Origin of the sequence: Paractinoplanes ovalisporus, assembly GCF_016834655.1 — a bacterium.
Classification (GTDB): domain Bacteria; phylum Actinomycetota; class Actinomycetes; order Mycobacteriales; family Micromonosporaceae; genus Actinoplanes; species Actinoplanes ovalisporus.
In genome coordinates this window covers 47,621-67,762 of the sequence record NZ_JAENHP010000033.1, presented here as the reverse complement: position 1 = coordinate 67,762, position 20,142 = coordinate 47,621, and the positions used below count along the sequence as shown (strand labels likewise).

General features: G+C 71.3%; 20 protein-coding genes. 9 read left to right on the top strand and 11 right to left on the bottom strand.

All coding sequences use genetic code 11. The features are described from left to right. Positions 1 to 13: 13 nt before the first annotated feature. Positions 14 to 910 carry an EamA family transporter gene (locus tag JIG36_RS47940; RefSeq protein ID WP_203383607.1) on the top strand — a complete coding sequence of 299 codons (897 nt, stop codon included), beginning with the start codon at positions 14 to 16 and terminating at the stop codon, positions 908 to 910. Here JIG36_RS47940 and JIG36_RS47935 read toward each other — a convergent pair. The 3 genes from JIG36_RS47935 to JIG36_RS47925 form a co-directional block, all read right to left on the bottom strand. After that, the gene (locus JIG36_RS47935; protein ID WP_203383606.1) at positions 819 to 1,262 is read right to left on the bottom strand and encodes a GNAT family N-acetyltransferase; all 444 of its coding nucleotides are present in this window, start codon (positions 1,260 to 1,262) and stop codon (positions 819 to 821) included. The two genes, JIG36_RS47940 and JIG36_RS47935, sit on opposite strands and share 92 nt — an antisense overlap. A 178-nt stretch (positions 1,263 to 1,440) precedes the next feature. After that, positions 1,441 to 1,866: a DUF350 domain-containing protein gene (locus JIG36_RS47930; protein WP_203383605.1), complete on the bottom strand. Its 426-nt coding sequence runs from the start codon at positions 1,864 to 1,866 to the stop codon at positions 1,441 to 1,443. Between the two features lie 57 nt (positions 1,867 to 1,923). Then, positions 1,924 to 3,276 (bottom strand): glutamine synthetase family protein, encoded by a 1,353-nt coding sequence (locus JIG36_RS47925; RefSeq protein WP_203383604.1) that lies wholly within the window; start codon positions 3,274 to 3,276, stop codon positions 1,924 to 1,926. A 200-nt stretch (positions 3,277 to 3,476) separates the two neighbouring features. Here JIG36_RS47925 and panB point away from each other — a divergent pair, with 200 nt between their 5' ends. Continuing rightward, positions 3,477 to 4,307, top strand: a complete 831-nt coding sequence (gene panB / locus JIG36_RS47920; RefSeq protein WP_203383603.1) for a 3-methyl-2-oxobutanoate hydroxymethyltransferase — start codon at positions 3,477 to 3,479, stop codon at positions 4,305 to 4,307. Positions 4,308 to 4,498: 191 nt separating this feature from the next. After that, complete coding sequence (locus JIG36_RS47915) at positions 4,499 to 5,674, top strand: hypothetical protein (RefSeq protein ID WP_203383602.1); 1,176 nt, start codon at positions 4,499 to 4,501, stop codon at positions 5,672 to 5,674. Here the strand turns inward: JIG36_RS47915 and JIG36_RS47910 are convergent. Further along, the gene (locus JIG36_RS47910) at positions 5,671 to 6,588 is read right to left on the bottom strand and encodes a zinc-binding alcohol dehydrogenase family protein (protein ID WP_203383601.1); all 918 of its coding nucleotides are present in this window, start codon (positions 6,586 to 6,588) and stop codon (positions 5,671 to 5,673) included. The genes JIG36_RS47915 and JIG36_RS47910 overlap by 4 nt on opposite strands. Before the next feature lie 77 nt (positions 6,589 to 6,665). On the opposite strand from JIG36_RS47910, the gene JIG36_RS47905 reads away from it, so the two are divergent. Next, a complete protein-coding gene (locus JIG36_RS47905; RefSeq protein ID WP_203383600.1) occupies positions 6,666 to 7,088 on the top strand; it encodes a MarR family winged helix-turn-helix transcriptional regulator in 423 nt (140 codons plus the stop codon). Here the strand turns inward: JIG36_RS47905 and JIG36_RS47900 are convergent. Continuing rightward, a complete protein-coding gene (locus JIG36_RS47900; RefSeq protein WP_203383599.1) occupies positions 7,060 to 8,475 on the bottom strand; it encodes an RNB domain-containing ribonuclease in 1,416 nt (471 codons plus the stop codon). The genes JIG36_RS47905 and JIG36_RS47900 overlap by 29 nt on opposite strands. 299 nt (positions 8,476 to 8,774) lie before the next feature. On the opposite strand from JIG36_RS47900, the gene JIG36_RS47895 reads away from it, so the two are divergent. Both JIG36_RS47895 and JIG36_RS47890 read left to right on the top strand, forming a co-directional pair. Beyond that, positions 8,775 to 9,725 carry a hypothetical protein gene (locus JIG36_RS47895; protein WP_203383598.1) on the top strand — a complete coding sequence of 317 codons (951 nt, stop codon included), beginning with the start codon at positions 8,775 to 8,777 and terminating at the stop codon, positions 9,723 to 9,725. Positions 9,726 to 9,755: 30 nt separating this feature from the next. Next, positions 9,756 to 11,993, top strand: coding sequence for a hypothetical protein (locus tag JIG36_RS47890; protein WP_236049854.1), 2,238 nt, complete (start codon positions 9,756 to 9,758; stop codon positions 11,991 to 11,993). A gap of 108 nt (positions 11,994 to 12,101) precedes the next feature. Here the strand turns inward: JIG36_RS47890 and JIG36_RS47885 are convergent, their stop codons facing one another. Continuing rightward, positions 12,102 to 12,305, bottom strand: coding sequence for a hypothetical protein (locus JIG36_RS47885; RefSeq protein ID WP_203383596.1), 204 nt, complete (start codon positions 12,303 to 12,305; stop codon positions 12,102 to 12,104). 485 nt (positions 12,306 to 12,790) lie between these two features. Beyond that, the gene (locus tag JIG36_RS47880) at positions 12,791 to 13,813 is read right to left on the bottom strand and encodes an aspartate-semialdehyde dehydrogenase (protein WP_203383595.1); all 1,023 of its coding nucleotides are present in this window, start codon (positions 13,811 to 13,813) and stop codon (positions 12,791 to 12,793) included. A gap of 112 nt (positions 13,814 to 13,925) precedes the next feature. On the opposite strand from JIG36_RS47880, the gene JIG36_RS47875 reads away from it, so the two are divergent. Further along, entirely contained in the window at positions 13,926 to 14,723 is a 798-nt protein-coding gene (locus tag JIG36_RS47875) for a class I SAM-dependent methyltransferase (protein WP_203383594.1), read from the top strand. 79 nt (positions 14,724 to 14,802) lie between these two features. Here the strand turns inward: JIG36_RS47875 and JIG36_RS47870 are convergent, their stop codons facing one another. The 4 genes from JIG36_RS47870 to JIG36_RS47855 form a co-directional block, all read right to left on the bottom strand. After that, positions 14,803 to 15,402, bottom strand: coding sequence for a M15 family metallopeptidase (locus JIG36_RS47870; RefSeq protein WP_203383593.1), 600 nt, complete (start codon positions 15,400 to 15,402; stop codon positions 14,803 to 14,805). A gap of 49 nt (positions 15,403 to 15,451) precedes the next feature. Further along, positions 15,452 to 16,054, bottom strand: coding sequence for a GTP cyclohydrolase II (locus tag JIG36_RS47865; RefSeq protein ID WP_203383592.1), 603 nt, complete (start codon positions 16,052 to 16,054; stop codon positions 15,452 to 15,454). Between the two features lie 33 nt (positions 16,055 to 16,087). Continuing rightward, complete coding sequence (locus tag JIG36_RS47860) at positions 16,088 to 17,218, bottom strand: hypothetical protein (RefSeq protein ID WP_307873209.1); 1,131 nt, start codon at positions 17,216 to 17,218, stop codon at positions 16,088 to 16,090. A gap of 69 nt (positions 17,219 to 17,287) precedes the next feature. Continuing rightward, the gene (locus JIG36_RS47855; RefSeq protein WP_307873208.1) at positions 17,288 to 18,178 is read right to left on the bottom strand and encodes a LysR family transcriptional regulator; all 891 of its coding nucleotides are present in this window, start codon (positions 18,176 to 18,178) and stop codon (positions 17,288 to 17,290) included. Between the two features lie 67 nt (positions 18,179 to 18,245). On the opposite strand from JIG36_RS47855, the gene JIG36_RS47850 reads away from it, so the two are divergent. Together JIG36_RS47850 and JIG36_RS47845 are read left to right on the top strand one after the other, a co-directional pair. Continuing rightward, complete coding sequence (locus JIG36_RS47850) at positions 18,246 to 19,472, top strand: MFS transporter (RefSeq protein ID WP_203383591.1); 1,227 nt, start codon at positions 18,246 to 18,248, stop codon at positions 19,470 to 19,472. After that, entirely contained in the window at positions 19,459 to 19,890 is a 432-nt protein-coding gene (locus JIG36_RS47845) for a MarR family winged helix-turn-helix transcriptional regulator (protein ID WP_203383590.1), read from the top strand. Before JIG36_RS47850 ends, JIG36_RS47845 begins: the two co-directional genes overlap by 14 nt. Positions 19,891 to 20,142 lie beyond the last annotated feature (252 nt).

The following is a 20,142-nucleotide window of genomic DNA, read 5'->3' as shown; positions in this document are numbered from 1 at the left end:
CCGGGGGTACGACATGTCCCGCGCGCCCCTGCTCGTGCTCGCCTCGGTCGTCTCGATCCAGTTCGGGTCGGCCGTCGGGCGCACCCTCTTCGACGACCTCGGCGCCACCGGCGTGGTGCTGCTGCGGGTGGCGATCTCGGCCCTCGTGCTGGCCGTGGTGGTCCGTCCGCGCCTGCGCACGTGGCCGCGCGAGGCGTGGCGGGCGGCGGCGATGCTCGGGGTCGCGGTGGCCGGCCTCAACCTGCTGTCCGCGCTGGCGATGCGCACGGTTCCGCTCGGTGTCGTGGTCACCGTCTCGTTCCTGGGCCCGCTGACCGTCTCGCTGGTGCAGACCCGCCGCCTGCTCGACCTGGTCTGGGCCCTGTCGGCGCTGACCGGGGTCGCGTTGCTCGGCTGGCACCCGGGCCCGGCCCTGCCCGTCGGGGGCCTGCTGCTGGCCGCGCTGGCCGGGGTCTGCGGCGCCGGATACATCGTGCTCACCGCGCGGGTCGGCGGCCTGATCCCCGGCGCCGGCGCGTTGCCGGTCTCGCTCTCGGTGGCGGCGCTGGTCGCCCTGCCGTTCGGCGTCTCACCCGCCGCCGCCGTGATCGGCCACCCCGCCCTGCTGATCGGCGCGGCGTCGGTGGCGCTTCTTCAGACCATTTTCCCGTACGTGCTGGAACTGCACGCCCTGCGCCGGATCCCCACGCGGGTCTTCGGCATTCTGGTCAGCCTCAATCCGGCCGCCGCCGCGCTGGCCGGGCTGGTCGTGCTGGGCCAGCGCCTGGACGCGGTCGCGCTCGCCGCGCTGGCCCTGGTGACGCTGGCCAGCGCCGGGGTCACGCTGGTGCGGGAGTCCAGCGGGCCACCAGTTCCGTCTCCTCGGTCTCGCCCGTCTCGTGGAAGCCCAGTGTCCGATAGAGGTGCCTAGCCGCAGTGTTGTCGGCGGCGTAACTGAGCGCCACGTTGGGCGTGCCCGGCTCGGCGATCAGGCGTTCGCGCAGGGTCCGCACGATGGCGTGTCCGATGCCCTGGCGCTGGTGCCGGGCGTCGACGACCAGGCCGCCGATCCAGGCGCTGCGGTCGTCGTCGATCCCCCACATGACGAAACCGACCACTTCGCCGTCCCGGGTCGCCGCGAGCGGGTTCCAGGTGTCGCCGTAGTGGCACAGACAGAGGTAGTAGCTGACGTCATTGACGAACCGCCGCTGCTCGTCATGCACCGTGAGCGCCGCGCAGTCACGCCAGTTCTCCGGCGTGACCGGCACAAGATCGATCGACATCGCAGGGTCCTCGGGCTTCGGGTTTGGGCGTTTCCACTCACGCACGTCGCCCGGGTGGCTCGAGCGCTCTGGACGCGCCAGCGGCCAGCTCGATCCGCCCGGGTCCCCGCGGGAGCGACGGTCCGTACACACCACCCCGCTGGGACATCCGGATCTTGATCTTGGTCTTTCGGATCCGTCAGGAAATACACGCACACACGATCAGGGCCGCACCGAAATGCGACGCCGCGCTCACCATCGCTCCGCCGTGGCGTTCGGGCGTGCAGATGACCTCGCCGAGCTTGCCCGGGGTCATCCAGTCGAGAACCAGGAACGCCAGCCCCATGATCGCGATGCCGATGATGCCGAACAGCACCGTCGACGCCAGGCCCTGACCGAACGAGTCGTAGGACGTGAAGATCGCCGTGAACACGATCGCGGCGATGCCGAGCTGGTTGGCCGCCAGCAGCAAGGACGCGTTGGGGTTGCGTTCGACGAAGATCAGGTCGCGCAGCTTGCCCGGGGTGAGCAGGTCGACGAGCACGTAGCCCACCGCCATCAGCCCGATGCCGACGATTCCGAACACGATGCTGCGACCAGCACCCTCGAGCAGATCTTGAAGCACGGCCTCTCCCTTGTCGCGCGACGTCAGGAGAGACCGTACAAGACAGGATCTACGTCATTACAGCGCGCCCAGGTAACGCTGCCTTTCGTAGGGCGTGACCTCGCGCCGGTACTGCTCCCATTCGGCCGTTTTGTTGCGGAGGAAGAAGTCGAAAACGTGCTCGCCCAGCACCTCGGCGATCAGTTCCGACTTGCTCATCACGTCGATCGCCTCGGACAAATTCTCGGGGAGCGCGTCGTAACCGGCGGCCTTGCGCTCGGCCGGCGACAGCGACCACACGTCGTCCTCGGCGCCCGGCGGCAGCTCGTAGCCCTCCTCGATGCCCTTGAGACCGGCCCCGAGCAGCACCGCGAAGGCCAGGTAGGGGTTGGTGGCCGAGTCGATCGAGCGGACCTCGACGCGGGCCGAGCTGGGCTTGCCGAACGCGGGCACGCGGACCAGCGCCGAACGGTTGAGGTGACCCCAGCTCACGAACGCCGGCGACTCGGTCACCACGTTGGGCAGCTGCAGCGGGAACAGGCGCTTGTACGAGTTCACGTACTGGTTGGTGACGGCCGTGTATTCCCGCGCGTGCACCAGCAGGCCGGCGATGAACGAGCGCGCGGTCTTGGACAGCTTCTGCGGGTCGTCGGCGTCGTAGAACGCGTTGCGCTCGCCCTCCATGAGCGAGAGGTGCGTGTGCATGCCGCTGCCGGGCTGGTCGGTGTAGGGCTTCGGCATGAAGGTGGCCCGCACGCCCTGCGACAGCGCGACCTCCTTGACCACGTGCCGGAAGGTCATGATGTTGTCGGCCGTGGTCAGCGCGTCGGCGTAGCGCAGGTCGATCTCCTGCTGGCCGGGGGCGACCTCGTGGTGGCTGAACTCGACCGAGATGCCGATCCGCTCGAGCGCGAGCACGGCCTGACGGCGGAAGTCACGGGCCACGGCGTGGGTGGTGTGGTCGAAGTAGCCGCCGCTGTCGACCGGGATCGGCACCGAGCCGTCGAGCGGGCCGTCCTGCACCAGGAAGAACTCGACCTCGGGGTGGGTGTAGAAGGTGAAGCCCTTCTCGGCCGCCTTGGCCAGCATGCGGCGCAGCACGTGGCGCGGGTCGGCCCAGGCCGCACTGCCGTCGGGCAGCAGGATGTCGCAGAACATGCGGGCGCTCTCGCCGCTCACGCCGCCCTCGAACGGGAACACCTGGAAGGTCGTGGGGTCGGGCATCGCGACCATGTCGGACTCGTAGACCCGGGCGAAGCCCTCGATGGCCGAGCCGTCGATGCCCATGCCCTCTTCGAAGGCGGACTCCAACTCGGCCGGGGCCACCGACACGCTCTTGAGGGTGCCCAGCACATCGGTGAACCAGAGCCGGACAAAACGGATGTCGCGCTCCTCCAGAGTACGAAGCACGAACTCCTGCTGTCGGTCCACGGTCACCCCTAGTATCAATGCCCTGACAGGCCAGTCTTCCCCGGCCCAATTACGCCGAGATTACGCTGGCACTGCCCCCTGGCGGCGGCCTGGGGTGTGAAAACCTCCACTCGCCCCTGACCGCGGCGCCCGCGCGGGTGCGACGATCGAATCCGCACCCGGGGACCGCATCCGCGCGGCCTCGAGGGAAGGAGCGCACCATGACCGAGATCCCGACCCTGTACGGTGGCCCGCCCACCCGCCGGGTACGCACGCGTGACCTCGTCGCCGCCAAGAGCCGCGGCGACCGCTGGCCGATGCTGACCTCCTACGACCAGTACACGGCCTCGATCTTCGACCAGAACGGCGTGCCCGTGCTGCTGGTCGGCGACTCGGCGGCCAACAACGTGTTCGGTCACGAGACCACCCTGCCGATCACCGTCGACGAGCTGATCCCGCTGGTCCGCGCCGTGGTCCGGGCCACCAAAACCGCGCTGATCGTGGCCGACCTGCCCTTCGGCAGCTATGAGGAAGGCCCGACCCAGGCGCTGCGCACGGCCGTCCGGTTCATGAAGGAGGGCGGCGCCCACGCCGTGAAGCTCGAGGGCGGCCGTCGCGTCGCCGCCCAGATCGAGGCGCTGGTCGGGGCCGGCATCCCGGTCATGGGCCACGTCGGCTTCACACCGCAGAGCGAGCACACCATCGGCGGCTACCGCGTCCAGGGCCGCGAGAACGAGGGCGCCCAGGTCGTGTCCGATGCCCGTGCGGTCGCCGACGCGGGCGCGTTCGCGGTGGTGCTCGAGATGGTGCCGGGCGAGGTTGCCAAGACGATCACCAAGGAGCTCGAGATCCCGACGGTGGGCATCGGCGCCGGTCCCGACACCGACGCGCAGGTGCTCGTCTGGCAGGACATGGCGGGGCTGCGGACCGGACGGACGCCGCGCTTCGTGAAGCAGTACGCCGATCTGGCGGGGATGTTGTCGCAGGCGACTCAGCAGTTCGCGGCGGAAGTCCGGGGCGGCGAGTTCCCGGCCGCGGAGCATACGTTCTAAAGATCAAGATCAAGAGCCGGATGTCCTCGCGGGGTGGTGGGTGACGGACCGTCGCTCCCGCGGGGACCCGGGCGGGCTTCGCTGGCCGCTGACGCGTCCAGAACGCGAAACCCACCCGGGCGGCGTGCGTAAGTGGTTGCGCTCGAAAACCCCGGACTCAGAACCGGCCGTACGCGGTCGATGAGACTGGTGTGGCTTCGTCGCGCCGTACGGGCTGGGTGATTCTGGCCGCCGTGGCTGGGGCCGTGGTGGCCGGCAGCCTCACCGCACGCCGCCGGCGTCACCCAGCCGATCCGCCCACCAGGCTTCCCGAGCCGTCGCCGCTGCCCACGTCGCCGCCGCTGTCCGAGCCGTCGGCGCTGCCCATTTCGCCGTCGCCGCTGTCCGGGCCGCCGACGTCAGATCCGTCGCGGGCGCTTGTTCGTATGGCGGTCTGGGCCGGCGTTGTTGTGGTGCTGTGCATTCTCACCGTGGTCGTGACGCGCCCCGACGAGCCGGCGCCGCGCCGATTCGACGCCCTCACCGCGCTCCCCCATCCCCCGCCGTCCGGGCCCTCGCCCTGGCCTGTGACGGCGCCGTTGCCGCTCGCCGCCTGCCAGTCCCTGATCGCCGAGCGACCCACCCTGACCTACGGCATATGCGGAGACGAGACGGCCGGATTCGACCGGCTCCACGACGCGCCGTCGGCCGACCCAAACGACCCCCGCTACGCCGGTGCGGCCCTGCCGACCGGGCTGAGCACCGACGGCCGGATCTGCGTGGCCGGCTCGGAACGACCCGTGCTGGACACCGTCCGTCCCACGCTGTCGGCCTCGTTCACTCAGACGGACGGGCTCCGGTCCATCCAGTCGACCTTCCAGATCACCGGCGTCTACGGCCGCACCGCCGAGGACCTGCAACTGCCCGGCGACTCCGGCGACCCGCTCAAGGCCACCCTGGAGCTCTTCCGGCACGGCCGGCTGAAGCACGGCGAGTCCTACCGCTGGCGGGTTCGGGGCACACCCCCGTCGATCGGGGCCGGCGGCTGGTCGCCGTGGTGCGAGTTCACGATTCCCGCCAGGACCCCGGACGACCTGGGCCTGGACGACAACCGCGACTACCGGGCCACCCTCACCCCGGCCCAGTGGCGCGAGGTGATGAAGGTGGGCCCGGGGCGCATGGACGCCATCGGCCCGATCGAGGCCGCGGCGAAGGCCACCGGGCCGGCACCGGTCACCCTCGAGGGCCGGGTCTGGACCGACGTCGTCAACGCCCTGGCCTGGACCGCCTCCCAGAACGACGACCAGGCCGTCTGGGACCTCGCCGACCTGGTCTCGTCGGCGTTGAACGGCCCCAGCCACGTGACCATGGGTCATCCCCGCAACTAAGGCACGAGGACGGTGCGCACGCCGGGCTGCTCCGGGGTGGTCCAGGCCGCCTCGACGTCGGCCAGCGGGACGGTCCGGGTCTTCAGCGACAGCCGGCCGGCCGTGATCTCGTCGATCAGGGAGGGCAGTTCGGCTAGGTAGGCCCGCGCCGACACCGCGCCCTGGCCGTTGCCCAGCAGGCGGAAGTTGGCCGAGCGCAACGCCACCGAGGGCAGCTCGATCGTCGGGCCCGCGACCGAGCCGATCTGGATCCAGTTGAGTTCGCGGCCGCGGTCGGGGCGGGCCCGCAGGATCGCCATCATCGCCTCGGCGGCGGGGGCGCCCCACAGGTAGTCGAGCACCACATCGGCCTCGGCGGCCACGGAGGCCACATCGGACAGGGCGACGACGTCGGGACCGGACGGGCGGCGGGCCGCGCCGACGACCCGACCGGCGCCGAGCAGCGACGCGACCCGCATCGCCATGCCCCCCGCGTTGCCGCCCGCGCCCAGCACCAGCACCGACTGGCCGGCCCGCAGCGGCACCCGGCGGCGCAGGGCGACCCAGGACGACATGGCCGGGTTCATGGCGGCCGCGATCATCACGGGGTCGGCGCCCGCGGGCAGGTCGACGCTGCGGCGGGTGTCGATCACCGTGCGGGTCGCCATCGGGCCGGTCAGGTCGTCGTCGGCGACGAAGTAGACCGTACGGCCGTCCGCCAGCCGGCCGACACCGTCGACGCCCGGCACCATCGGCAGCTTCCCGGTGCTCGTGTAGTGGCGGCCCGACGCTCCGCTGCGCACCCGCGGGTGCAGCCCGACGGCCAGCACGTCGGCCACCGCCAAGTCGTCGCCGCCCTCGAAGTCGGGCAGGTCGAACGGTTCGTACGCGGGTGGGCGGTCGAACGAGCTCACGACCGCTGCGTGGATCTTCATGACATCCTCCCCGAGGTTTAGTTCGTGGCACGTACTAATTAGTTTGTACCACGTACCTTCTCGGATAGGATCCCCCCGTGGCCGATGAAAATTTTGTCGATGCGCTCGCCCAGCTGTCGTTCCTCGTGCAGAACGCGCTGGCCGAGATCGCCGGGCGGCACGACCTGTCGCTGATCCAGACCCGGCTGCTCGGGGTGCTGCGCGACCACCAGCCGACCATGCAGGACCTGGGCCGTCACCTCGGGCTCGACAAGTCGTCGATCAGCGGCCTGGTCGACCGGGCCGAGCGCCGCGGCCTGGTCACCCGCACGCCCAGCGCCTCCGACCGCCGCGTGGTCCTCGTGTCGATCACCGAGGACGGGCTACGGCTGGCCCGTCAGGGGGCGGCCGAGTTCGCCGAGCGCATCGAATCGTTCGCCGCGGGCCTCTCCGAGGACGACCGCCGGGCGCTGACCGTCCTGGCCCAGCGGCTCATACCTCGAACTGCACCTTCCGCGTGACCGGGTCGGCCACGGTGAGACGGGCCTGGATCCGTACGCCGAGAGACAGCGCCCCCAGGCAGCGGGCGCGCACGGCCGGCTCGTCGATCGCGACCGTGCCGCCCGGCGGCCGGCCCTTCGACGGGTTGTCCAGGTCGACCACGCCCGCCTCGAACAGCTCGCCGACCCGGTGTTCCAGCAGCACGGCCTCGGCCAGGTCGATCGCGCCCCGGTTGGCCGCGCCGGCGAGCCGGTCCGACTCCGACATCGCCTTGGGCAGCCGGGGCAGCGCCGCCCGCGCCCACTCCGGGATCGTCGCGCCGGCCGCGACCGCCAGGCACACCTCGGTGGCGTACCGGTCGGCCAGCCTCCGCAGCGGGGCGGTGACATGCGCGTACGGCGCTCCGACACCACCGTGCCCGGTCTGCTCGGGCGGCGTTCCGTCGAACGGCGTGTAGGCCGCACCCCGCAGCAGATCGGCGGCCTGGTCGAGGAACGCCGCCCCGCGCGGACTGGCCGGATCGACCGACGCGACCACGGTGCCGACCTGGGCCCCGGCCGGCCACAACACACCCAGCGACTTCGCCGCGGCCTGCAGCTTCATGACCGCCTCGGGCTTCGGCGGCGGCATCGTGCGCAGCAGTCCGACCCCGCCGCGCAGCATCAGATCGGCCGCCGCCATGCCGGTGAGCAGGGAGATCTGCGCGTTGTGCTCCTCGACCGGCAGCGGCGCCCGCAGCACCAGCCGCCAGCCGCCGTCGTGCGGTTCGACCTCCTGCTCGGGCAGCGGCAGGTTGACCGCGCCCCGCTCGGAGGCCCGCGCCGCCAGCAGCGTGCCCAGTTCGGTCAGCAGCGCCAGCGGTTCCGGCGCCTCACCCGCGTCGACCTGCTGCTGCACGGCCTCGTAGTTGAGCTTGGCCCGGCTGCGGACCACCGCCCGTTCCAGGGCGACCGAGGTGGTCGCGCCGTCGGCGTCGAGGTCGATCGTCCACACCACGGCGGCCCGGTCGACGTCGGGGAAGAGGCTGACCGCGTCCTCACTGAGCACCGGCGGGTGCAGCGGGATCCGCCCGTCCGGCAGATAGATCGTCTGACCGCGCACCCAGGTCTCGGCCTCGAGGGGCCCACCCGGCCGTACGTAGGAGGCCACGTCGGCGATCGCGTAGAGCACGCGGTAGCCACCGCCGGGCCGCCGGCTCAGATGCATGGCCTGGTCGAGATCCTTGGACGTGGCCGGGTCGAGCGTCACGAACGGCACGTCGGTGCGGTCGGCGCCCGGCGGGGGCGGCCCCGAGGCGGCGGCTTCGGCTTCGGCCAGGGCATCGGCCGGAAACTCACCGGGCAGCCTGAGCTCGCCACGCAGCGAGTCGAAGTCAATGCGCGGCGCCCACACCCGTCTGATCGGCACGGATCATTCCTACCAGCTTCCCGTACGAACAAGGGCCACGCCCGTCGGCGCGGCCCTCGTTCGTACGGTCGTCCAGCTCCACCGCGCGGCCACCTTGGGCCGTTCGCGACCAGCATCGCGGTCATTCAGCGCCGGTTGCGACCACCTCCCGGGCAGCCGCAGTCGACACCACGGTCGTTCAGCACCGTGCGGCCACCTCGCGAGCGGCCGTACAAAGTCGCCGCGCGGCCACCTGGCGGGCGGTCGCGGTCGGCATCGCGGTCGTTCAGCGCCGGCGCGCGGCCGCCTTGCGAGCGGTCGTGACCGGCGCGTCCATCATGTCCGCGGCCGGGGTGTTGCCCAGCGCGGCCTGGCGAGCCGCCGCGGCCGAGGCCGCCTTGCTGACCCGGGCCCGGTTGGTCGACGAGTTCTTGGTGGTCGCCGCCGCCCGCGGCGTGTTCGCCGACCGGGTGGCCCGGCCCCGGGTCGCGCCCGCCTCGTTCGTTGTGCTCCGCTTGGCCGTCGGCGTGGCCGCGGGCTTGTTGCCGCCCCGCGAGGCCACCGGGCTCAGACCGGCCACCTTCGCGACGGCCGACCGGCTGCCGGCTCCGCTCGCGGTCCTGGTGGTGCCCTCCACAGCCGTACGCCCGAGCGAACGCGGCGCCGTCGTCTTCTTCGCGGGGGCGGCCTTGGCGGTGGTCGCCTTCCGGGCCGGCGCTTTCTTGGCGACGGCCTTGGTCGCCGGCCTGGCCGCGCTCTTGGTCGCGGTCTTGGCCGGGGCCTTCTTCGCCGCGGTCTTCGCGGGCGCTGCCTTCTTGGCGGCGGTCTTGGCCGGGGCGGCCTTCTTCGCCGTCGCAGCCTTCTTGGCCGGCGCCGCCTTCTTGGTCGCCGCCTTCGTCGCCGTGCTCTTCGCCGCGGTCGACTTCGTTGCCTTCGCGGCCGTGCTCTTCGCGGCGGTCGACTTCGCTGCCTTCGTCGCCGTGCTCTTCGCAGCCGTCGACTTCGCCGCCTTCGTCGCCGTGGGCTTCGCGGCCGTCGACTTCGTGGCAGCCGACTTCGGGGCCGTCGACTTCGTAGCGGCCGCCTTCCGGGCCGCGGTCGCCTTCTTCGCGGCCGCCGTCGACTTGGCGCCCGCCTTGGCCGCAGCGGCCGCCGCCCGGTTGGCCGAAGCCGCCGAGCTGCGATCGGCCGAGGCCGTGGCGCGGTTGGTGCCACTCTTGGCGGCGCCGGCCGCGGCCCGGTTGGCCGAAGCGGTGGTGCTGCGGTTGTAACCCGCACGGGCCGTGCCGGCCGCAGCCTTGTTGGCCGACGCCGTAGCGGTCCGGGCCGCCGCGGTAGCCGCCTTGGCCGCGGTAACCGCCTTGGCCGCCTTGGCCGTAGTGGTCTTGGCCGAAGCCTTGCCGGCACCCGCCTTCTTGGCCGCCGCCGTTCCCGCGGCGGCGCTCGTGGCCGAAGCCTTGGTAGCAGGCCCGTTCTTGGCCGACGACTTGGTGGCCGGCCGCGTAGTCGCCTTGGCCGCAGTCTTCTTGGCCGCCGCTGTGCTCTTGGCCGCGGTGGCGCTCTTGGCCGCAGTCGTGCTCTTGGCCGCCGTCGCCGTCGTCGTCTTCCGGGCCGCCGTAGCACTTTCCGCAGCCGCCGTAGCCTTCCGCGCAGCCGCAGTGCCGCCACCCGCCGCCTTCTTGGCCGCCGCCGTGGTCGTCTTCCGAGCAGCCGTCGTGCTGTCAGCCGCCGCGGTCACCTTCCGCGCACCAGAAGCACTACCAGCCGCGGCAGTCACCTTCCGCGCCCCCGAAGCACTCCCAGCCGCAGCCGTCACCTTCCGCGTGCCGGAACCGCCCGCCGCCGCAGTCACCTTCCGCGCACCCGAGCCGCCGGCCGCTGCAGTCACCTTCCGCGTGCCGGAACCGCCCGCCGCCGCGGTCACCTTCCGCGTTCCCGACCCGCTGGCCGCCGCGGCCACCTTCCGGCCCCCGGCGCCACCGGCGGCCTTCTTCGCGCCCGAAGCGCTGCCGGTCGCCGACACGGTCGTCGCCTTACGAGAAGCCGTGGCGCTGCTGGCCGCGGCCGTGGTCTTCCGGGTCGCCGTAGTGGTCTTGGCCGCCGCCGTCTTCTTGGCGGCCTTGGCCGCGGTCGTCTTGCTCGCTGTTGTCATCGCCCCAGCCTTGATAGCCGCCGTCTTGGTCGCACCGCGGCTGGCCGGAACCCTGGCCACCCCGGTTGCCGCCCCCGCCGCCGTCCGGGCGGCGGTGGTCGCCTTCTTGGCGGCCGAGGCCGCCTTCACCGCGGCCGCAGCCGAAGCGGTGCTCTTCCTGGCCCCCGAACCCGCCCGCGAGGTCGCGCCATTGGCCCGGGCCGCTTTCGCCGCCGTCACACCACCAGCGCCCTCAGCAGTCGCATCCGCGGTCCGCGCCGTCGCACTCCCCCGAACCGCAGCGGCCCGCGCCGTCGCACTCCCCCGAACCGCAGCGGTCCGGGCCGTCGCGTCGGTTCCCGCCGCGCCACCCAGTCGGCCCATCGTGGACGAAGGCGCGCTCGTGGAGCTTCCCGACTTGCCCCCGGCACGTGCCGTCGCGGTCGCGGATCCCTTGCCAGCACTCGTCTTACCCGCGCTCGCCCGGCCCGCCGGCGCCTTGGTCCCCGCCGCCTTGGCCGCGGAAGTCCCAGTCGCAGAGGCCTTGGTCGTGGCCAGCTTCGCGGCGCCGCCGCGTGCGGCGGTGCCCGCCGTCCGCTGCTTGGGCGCAATCGCCTTACCCACCGCCGGCTTGGACGCGGAAGCCGCCTTCGAGCCGGCAATCTTGCCCGCCCCCGCCGCGGCAGCAGTCTTGGTGCCAGCGGACTTCACAGCGCCAGTGTTCGCAGCGCCCGTTTTCGCAGCGCCCGTTTTCGCAGCGGCCGCTTTGGTGGCTGCAGTCTTCACAGCGGCCGACTTCGCGGCGGCCGCTTTGGTGGTTGCCGTCGCGGCGGCCGTCTTCGCAGCACCGGCCTTCGCCGCTGCCGTCTTCGCGGGCCCCGACTTCGCAGTGGCCGACTTCGCAGCGGTCGCCTTGGTGGTTGCGGTCTTGGCGGCGCTCGCCTTAGCAACAGCCACCTTCGTAGCGCCGATCTTGGCCGCCGCCGTCTTCGCGGCCCCCGACTTCGCAGCGGCCGCCTTGGTGGTTGCGGTCTTAGCGGCGCTCGCCTTAGCAACAGCCACCTTCGTAGCACCGATCTTGGCCGCCGCCGTCTTCGCGGATCCCGGCTTCGCGGCGGCCGACTTCGCAGCGCCAACACTCTTCGCGCCGCCAACAGACTTGGCGGCGGCCGTCGTACCCCGCGCGGTAACGGACTTACCAGACGCGGTCACACCCTTGGCCGCCGTCGCGCTTCGAGCGGCCACCGTCCCAGAACGAACAGCACCCGAACGAGACCCCGCGGATCGCGACGCGGCGGCCGTGGGCTCGCGCGCCGACGTACGCGAAATACGGTTTTTGTCCGCTCTGGAAGCAGAATCGGGGGCCTTTTTGGCAACGGCCATCTGGGGTGTTCCTCCTTGCGAATGACTGCGCGAGTGATGCGCGTACGTCTGCGGGCTTGTCCCCGCCCGGAGACTGCAACGATCGATGAGGGCGATCAGTGGTGCGGCATGGTCTCGGGGGCCGGCACCGGCGTCAGCCGGCCTCCCCGGTCCAGCGGGCATCCTCGGCGTCCCACTCGGCGTTGCGCTTCTCGACAGTCTCGAGCGCTCGCTCAGCTTCGTCGGCCGTGGCGTAGGGGCCGAGTCGATATTGAGCGGGACACACGTCGTCGCCGCTCTCGACCCGATGGTGGCGAAGGCACCAGAAGTAGCCTCCGCCGGGCCCACTGTCGCTCATGCAATCACTCTGCACCTCAAACCGACCATCCGCCACCGATTCGGGCAAAATGTCCTAGATTTCCACATTGGAGGGTGAGGCAAGGACAACAAAAACCGCCCCGGCCGTGTGACCAGGGCGGTTTTGAGCTAACGCGGTTTCGTAACCGTGGCGGGAACAAGCCGCGGGCCGAGGCGGGAGAGAGGCGCAGGACGCGGTGGGAACGAGGCCCAAGCCGTGGAGCGGGAACGGGGCCCAAGTCGTGCCGGGAACGAGGCCCAAGCCGCGGTGGGAACAAGGCCCAAGCCATGGCGCGGGAACAAGGCCAAGCCGTGGCGGGAACGAGGCGCAGCCAGAAGTGTCCGCTACCCGCACGGCGACGACCGTTCCCAGGCGGCCACGGGTGTCGACCAGGCGGTGACCGTGGAAGCCCGGTTCCACCATGGGGAGCCGGGCTTCCACAGGATGCCGCGACGGGAGTCAGGCCACGAAAGGCGCCGCGGAAGTCAGAGCGACGCAGCCACCAGCTCGGCGACCTGCACGGCGTTGAGAGCGGCCCCCTTGCGCAGGTTGTCGTTCGAGACGAAGAGCGCGATGCCGTTCTCGACGGTCTCGTCGGCGCGGATGCGGCCCACGTACGACGGGTCGCGACCGGCCGCCTCGAGCGGGGTCGGCACGTCGGACAGTTCGACACCGGGCGCGCCGGTCAGCAGCTCGCGGACGCGGGCCGGCGTGATCGGCCGGGCGAAGCGGGCGTTGATCTGCAGCGAGTGGCCGGTGAAGACCGGGACCCGCACGCAGGTGCCGGAGACCAGCAGCGACGGGATATCGAGGATTTTGCGGCTCTCGTTGCGGAGCTTCTGCTCCTCGTCGGTCTCGTCGCGGCCGTCGTCCACGATCTTGCCGGCCAGCGGCAGCACGTTGAACGCGATCGGCTTGGCGAACGAGCGCGGCGCCGGGAACTCGACGGCCGAACCGTCGTGGGTGAGCTCGGTGGCGCGGTCGCTGACCTTCTTCACCTGCTCGTCGAGCTCGCTCACGCCGGCCAGCCCGGCCCCGGAGACGGCCTGATAGGTGGTGGCGACCATCGCGACCAGGCCGGCCTCTTCGTGGAGCGGGCGCAGCACCGGCATCGCGGCCATGGTCGTGCAGTTGGGGTTGGCGATGATGCCCTTGGGGCGGTGGTGGATCGCCTGCGGGTTGACCTCGCTGACGACCAGCGGGACGTCGGGGTCCATGCGCCAGGCCGACGAGTTGTCGACGACCACGGCGCCGGCCGCGGCGACGCGGGGTGCGAGCTCCTTGGAGCTGGCGCCACCGGCGGAGAACAGGACGATGTCGAGACCGCTGTAGTCGGCCGTCGCCGCGTCTTCGACCGTCACTTCACCGTCGCCCCACGGGAGGGTGCGGCCCGCGCTGCGAGCGGACGCGAACAGACGGAGCTCACCCAGGGGGAATTCGCGCTCGGCCAGGATGCGCCGCATGACGCTGCCCACCTGTCCCGTCGCGCCCACAATGCCGATCCTCATGCGCACAAAAGTACGGCCTGAACTGCGTACGGAGAAATCGAAAAAGAGAACGCCTCCCATTAGATGGGAAAGTTGTCCCACATGTGAGGACGGCGGGCATAGCGTGAGGGGCATGGCGACGTACACCCACGGTCATCATGAATCGGTCTTGCGCTCCCACCGGTGGCGCACCGCAGAGAATTCGGCGGCGTACCTCCTGCCGCATCTTTCCTCCGGCGTCGCGGTGCTCGACGTCGGTTGTGGTCCCGGCACCATCACGGCCGACTTCGCGAGCCTGATCACACCCGCGAGGGTCACCGCGCTGGAGGTGACCGAGGGCGCGCTCGACCTGGCGCGGGCCGAGATCGCCCGGCGCGGTCTGACCAACGTCGACTTCGCGGTCGGCGACGTGCACCGGCTCGACTTCCCCGACGATACGTTCGACGTGGTGCACGCGCATCAGGTGCTGCAGCATCTGGGCGACCCGGTGGCGGCCCTGCGCGAGATGCGCCGGGTCACGAAGCCGGGCGGGCTGATCGCCGTACGGGACAGTGATTATGCGGCCTTCGCCTGGTATCCGCGGCTGCCCGAGCTCGACGAATGGCTCGCCCTCTACGAGCAGGTGGCGCGGGGCAACGGCGGTGAGCCCGACGCGGCCCGGCACCTGCTGGCCTGGGCCCACGCGGCCGGTCTGACCGATGTGACGGCGACGTCGAGCACGTGGTGCTTCGCGACGCCGGCCGACCGTGAGTGGTGGGGCGGCATGTGGGCCGACCGCATCCTGAAGTCGGACATGGCCGCGACGGCCGAGCGTACCGGCGCCGCGACCCGCGACGACCTAGCCCGCCTCTCACAGGCGTGGCGTGACTGGGCGGCCGACCCCGACGGTTGGATGTCCCTGCTGCACGGCGAGATCATCGCCCGCGCGTAAACATCAGCATCAACGCCCGCGCGTAAAACGTCAGCATCAACGCCCGCGTGCGGAAACGATCAACACCGTGCGCGGAACCTCAGGCGGTCGGCGGCTTGTACTCCCAGTGCCACGGCTCGCGCGGCACGTTCTCGGAGAAGCCGTACTTCTCGCCGTTGGCGCGGATCCACGCCTGCGCCTTCGAGTTCAGGTCGAGGTCGGTGGCCATGCCCCAGCCGTGTTCGCTGGTTCCGGGCTTGGCCGCCAGCCCGCCCTGGGAATAGAGCCCCTTGCGGCGGGCGAGATCAACCTGTTCCTCGTACGGACGGTAGGAGTCGGTGATGCCGATGGTGACGCCTTCCCGCTTGGCGTCGTTGATCATCCGGTTGAGCGACTCGGCGGCCGGCGCCCAGAGCTTGTGCCGGGTGTTGCCGACCTGCTCGAGCGCATTGGCCGGGATCTTGCCGTTGCCGTAGGCGGCCAGCTCGGTCGGAATGCCCTTGCTGTTGAGGGTGTAGGTCTTGCCGGCGCCGGTCTGGGCCACCGCGCTCTCGAGGGCGCTGGCGAAGGACCCGCCCTCGGCCCCCGTCGCGGACTTGGCCGACTGGGCCTGCACGTTCCGGCCCGCCTGTTGCGTCTGCATCGCGATCATGCGGCTCTGGATGTCCGCGATCCGCGAGTTGATCCGCTCAATCCCCACGAACTCCTGTTCGGCACCCGCGCGGAAACCTGAGCCGCGCGGGCGTGATTCAACGCACGGCATCCAGGGCGATCGTGTGCCCGGTGTGGGCGACCTTGGCCTCCAGGTAACGCCGGTTGGCCGGGGACGCGTGCACGCCGGTGCGCACGACCTCCCGTACGGAAATCTGGTTCTTGCGCAGTTGGGCGACCTTGTCCGGATTGTTGGTCAGCAGGTCGACGGTGGTGGCCCCGAGGGCCGTGAGCATCTGCGCGGCGGCGGCATAGTCGCGCTGGTCGTCGCCGTGCCCGAGTGCGCGGTTGGCCTGGTAGGTGTCGAGCCCGGCGTCCTGCAGGGTGTACGTGTCGAGCTTGTTGTAGAGCCCGATGCCCCGGCCCTCCTGGCGCAGATAGAGCAGGTAGCCCCCGCGCTCGGCGATCCGCTCGACGGATTCGCGCAGCTGCGGGCCGCAGTCGCAGCGCTGCGAGCCGAACACCTCGCCGGTCAGGCATTCGGAATGCAGACGTACGAGGGGGAACTCGCCGGGCGTGCCGAGCGCGAGCGCCAGGTGCTCCTTGCCGTCGGACAGGCCGTCGAACGTGACCATCTGGGCGGTCGTGGCGTAACCGTCGGCGTAGCGGAGGGGGACGGTGACTCGGGTGCGTACGGGCATGTCCCTGGTGATCGGCAGGTCGGGCCCGCGATCTCAGAGTTTCACGGGCTCGCGTCGTTCCGAGCCCTCGAGCCGGTGGGCCAGGTCGAGGTCGACCTCGGACGTCTGGTTCCGCCGGTTGGGCAGCATGTTGGTGACGAGCACGACCAGCGCGCCGATGCCGGCGTAGAGGGCGAGCACGATCAGGTGGCCCTGGATGTCGGCGGCCGGGAAGTACAGGTTGTCGCGCACGGCCTGCACGCCGGCGCCGGTCGGCAGGTTGGCCCCGAGGTGGCGGCCGAACGCGGGCAGGAACTCGGGCAGGATGCTGGCGCCCGAGATCACCGTGCCGACCGTGAAGTAGAGGGCGCCGAGCAGGGCGCCGACAGGGCCGAAGATCGCCACCGCGCCGGCCGTGGAGGCGGTGATGGCCAGCGAGATCAACGAGAAGATGCCGAGCATCTCGCTGCGGTCGGCGGTGACCCCCACGCCGAACCAGCCCATCGACCAGAGCACGGCCGCGGCCGATCCGAGCGCATAGACGGCCAGGATGCTGACGTGGGCGATGCCACGGCGCCAGGATCTGCGCGTACGGGGGATCAGGCGGCCCAGGCCCATCGACGCGATGGTGCCGCCCAGGGCGAGCGCCTGGGTGAGGAAGCCGAGCGAGACGCCGTTGACGTCGTCGTCGGGCAGCGGCACCACGTCGGTGATCGGCGGTGGCGAGTTGAGCTGCTGGGCGCGCGAGACGGCGATGCGGTCACCCTGGTCGGCCAGGCGCTGGAGCTCGGCCGCCGTCTGCTGCTGCACGACCGAGGTGAACGTGGTGCGCAGCAGCGAGGCCGCGGCGGGACCGGCGGCCGACGCCACGTACAGGTGGGGCCGCGTGCCGGTGATGTCGACCCCGCCGTACACGTCGCGCCGTTTGATCGCGATCTCGAGGTCGTCGGCCGTGGCGTAGTCGGTGACCTTGAAGTAGCCCCGCTCGGTGAGCAGCCCGGCCACCTGGCCGCGCTCGGCGGCGGGCGACACCAGCCCGACCGGCACGTGGTGGGGCTGGGCCTTGTGTCCCATGCCCAGGTAGTAAGCGGTCAGCCCGAGCTGGACGAGCATGCCGATCAGGCAGACCGCCAGCGCGAACCGCCGGAACTGCAGCACCGACTCGGCCGGTTGTTGCTCTGCCACCGCCGCTCCCCCTCAGGTCCGTTATGTGAAAGTTTTACGGACGAAGGGCAATCATGAGAGCGTTTCGGGCTAACCGACCTTCTCGTCGATCAGCGCCAGCAGGGCCCGGGCCGCCGCGCTGGGCCGCCGCACCGCCGAGACGGCGACGCCGAGCGGCCAGTCCAGGTCGGCGCCCACCACCTTCTTGAGCACCAGTCCCGTCCGGTCGTCGGGCACCACGAACGTCGGCAGAATGGCCACCCCCAGCCCTTCCCGTACGAAGCCGGCGCCGCCCGCGATGTCGGTCACCTCGATCGCCACGTGGCGCTGCACCCCGGCCGCGGCGAACGCCCGGTCGACGACCGTCCGGTTGCCGAAACCGAGCGGGAAGTCGACGAACGCCTCCCCGGCCAGGTCGGCGATCCGCACCTCGGCCGCGCCGGCCAGCCGGTGCCCCGCGGGCAGCACCAGGTCGAGCCGGCGCGACTCGATCTGGCGGACGCGGATGCCCGCGGGCGGACGGCCGGGCGCCGAGACGAACGCCACGTCGAGCGAGCCGTCGGCCAGCGCGTCGAGCAGCCCGACCGAGCCGCGGGGCGAGACGCTGAGCCGGAGCCCGACGTTCGGGTGCACCCGGTGGAACGCGCCGAGCAGCGACGGCACGTCGATCAGCGGGACCGAGATGAGGGTGCCGATCCGGACCGTGCCGCGCAGGCCGCCGCGCACCTCGTCGACGGCGTCACGAGCCTCCCGTACGGCGTCGATGGCCGCCCGGGCCCGCGGAAGCAGCGCCTCGCCGGCGTCGGTCAGTTCGACCCGTTTCGACGTGCGCTCGAGCAGCCGCGTGCCCATCTCGTGCTCCAGCGATTTGATCACCGCGCTCACGCCGGACTGGACGACGTGCAGGCGGGCCGCGGCGCGGGTGAAGTTCCGCTCCTCGGCGACGGCGACGAAGTATTCGAAGTGACGCAGCTCCAGCACAGTTGGTGATGATAGTCAGCAGTAATCATCGTTGGTGATGATGCTTGTGGCGACGCAGTGTGAGGTCATGACTGATGTTCTGGTGCGGCCGCAGTCCGCGCCGCCGGCCTCGCAGCGTCACGGCCGCGGCTTCTGGCTGATCGCCGCCGTCTACCTCGTCGCGCTCGCGTTCTCCACCGCGCCCACCCCGCTCTACCCGCTCTATCAGCGCGCGGACGGCTTCTCGGCGTTCACGGTGACGGTCGTGTTCGCGGTCTACGCGGTCGGCGTGATCGTCAGCCTGCTGCTGGCCGGGCACATCTCGGACTGGACCGGCCGCCGCCGCGTCCTGCAGGCGTCGCTCGGCCTGGAGATCCTGGCGGGCGTGCTCTTCCTCACGTGGACGGCGCTGCCCGGGCTGATCGTGGCCCGGTTCCTCACCGGCCTGGGCGTGGGCATGCTGACCGCGACCGCCACCGCCTACCTGCTCGAGCTGCACCGGGCCCACCGTCCCGGGGCCGGCGCCACGCGCTTCGAGGTCGTGTCGTCGGCGGCCAACCTGGGCGGGCTCGGCGCGGGGACCCTGGTGGCGGGCGCCCTGGCGCAGTTCGTGACGACTCCGCTGCGTACGCCGTACGTGGTCTTCCTGGTCCTGCTGGCACTCAGCGTGGTCGCCGTCGCCGCCGCTCCCGAGACGGTGGACGCGCCTGCCGTCCGTCCGCGTTACCGGCCGCAGGGTGTGCGGATCGCCGGCCCGGACCGCACCGCCGTCGTCGTGGCGGTCGTCTCCTCGTTCGCCGCGTTCGCCGTGTTCGGCCTGTTCACCTCGCTCGCCCCCAGCTTCGTGGCCGGCGCGCTGCACCACCCGAGCCGGCTGCTGGCCGGCGTGACCGTGTTCGTGGTCTTCGGCGCGGGCGCGGCCGCCCAGGCCGTAAGCGGCCGGCTCACCCCCGCCACCCGGTTCCGGGGCGGGCTGATCGCCCAGGCCGCGGGTCTGGTCGTGCTGACCACCGGCATGGAGACGGCCTCGCTGGCGACCTTCCTGATCGGCGGCGCGATCGCCGGGGTCGGCGCCGGCATCCTGTTCAAGTCGGCCGTCGGCACGATCGCGGCGAACGCTCCCACCGCCAAGCGCGGCGAGAGCCTGGCCGGGCTGTTCCTGATCGCCTACTCGGGGCTGGTCGTCCCGGTGCTGGGTCTCGGCATCGCCAGCCGCTACGTGCCGTCGACCACCTCGATCCTCTGGTTCACCGGCATCCTGCTGACGCTCCTGGCCGGGGTGGCGTCGCTAGGCTTGCGGCGTGGCGGACGATGACCCCCTCGAACTGGAACGGCAGGTGTGTTTCGCCCTGTCGGTGGCCTCGCGCAGCGTGGTGGCGCTCTACCGTCCGCTGCTCGAGCCGATGGGCCTCACCCACCCGCAATACCTGGTGATGCTCGCCCTCTGGCAGAACGCCCCGCTCTCGGTGCGCGACCTCAGCCGGCTGCTCCAGCTCGACCCGGGCACGCTCTCGCCGCTGCTCAAGAGGCTCGAGACCATCGGATACGTGGACCGGCAGCGCGACCCGGCCGACGAGCGCAGCCTGGCCGTGACCCTCACCGCCCGCGGCCGGGCCCTGCGCGCCGAGGCCGAGAAGATCCCGCCCGCGATCGTGGCCCGATTGGGCATGCCTATCGAGGAACTGGAGTCGTTGCACGCGGCACTCACAAGGGTGATTGCCGCCACCCGCTGATCGATTCCGGAATACCGTGGGGGAGCTGTCCGGGTTGAAATTCTCGGCAGCTGAATTGTCTCGCAAGAACATCGACTGGCCGGAATGCGCAACGCTCATCCGAAAGGCGCAGACGGCCGGAACGTCCCTATCGGAAGGAACGGCAGGTCGATGGGCACGACGACGGCGATGGATGCCGGCGTCCGGTGTGGATCAACGATGTGGTGTGACACGCCGTGCGTTGACGTGCAAGTTGCACGACTCATAGTGTCG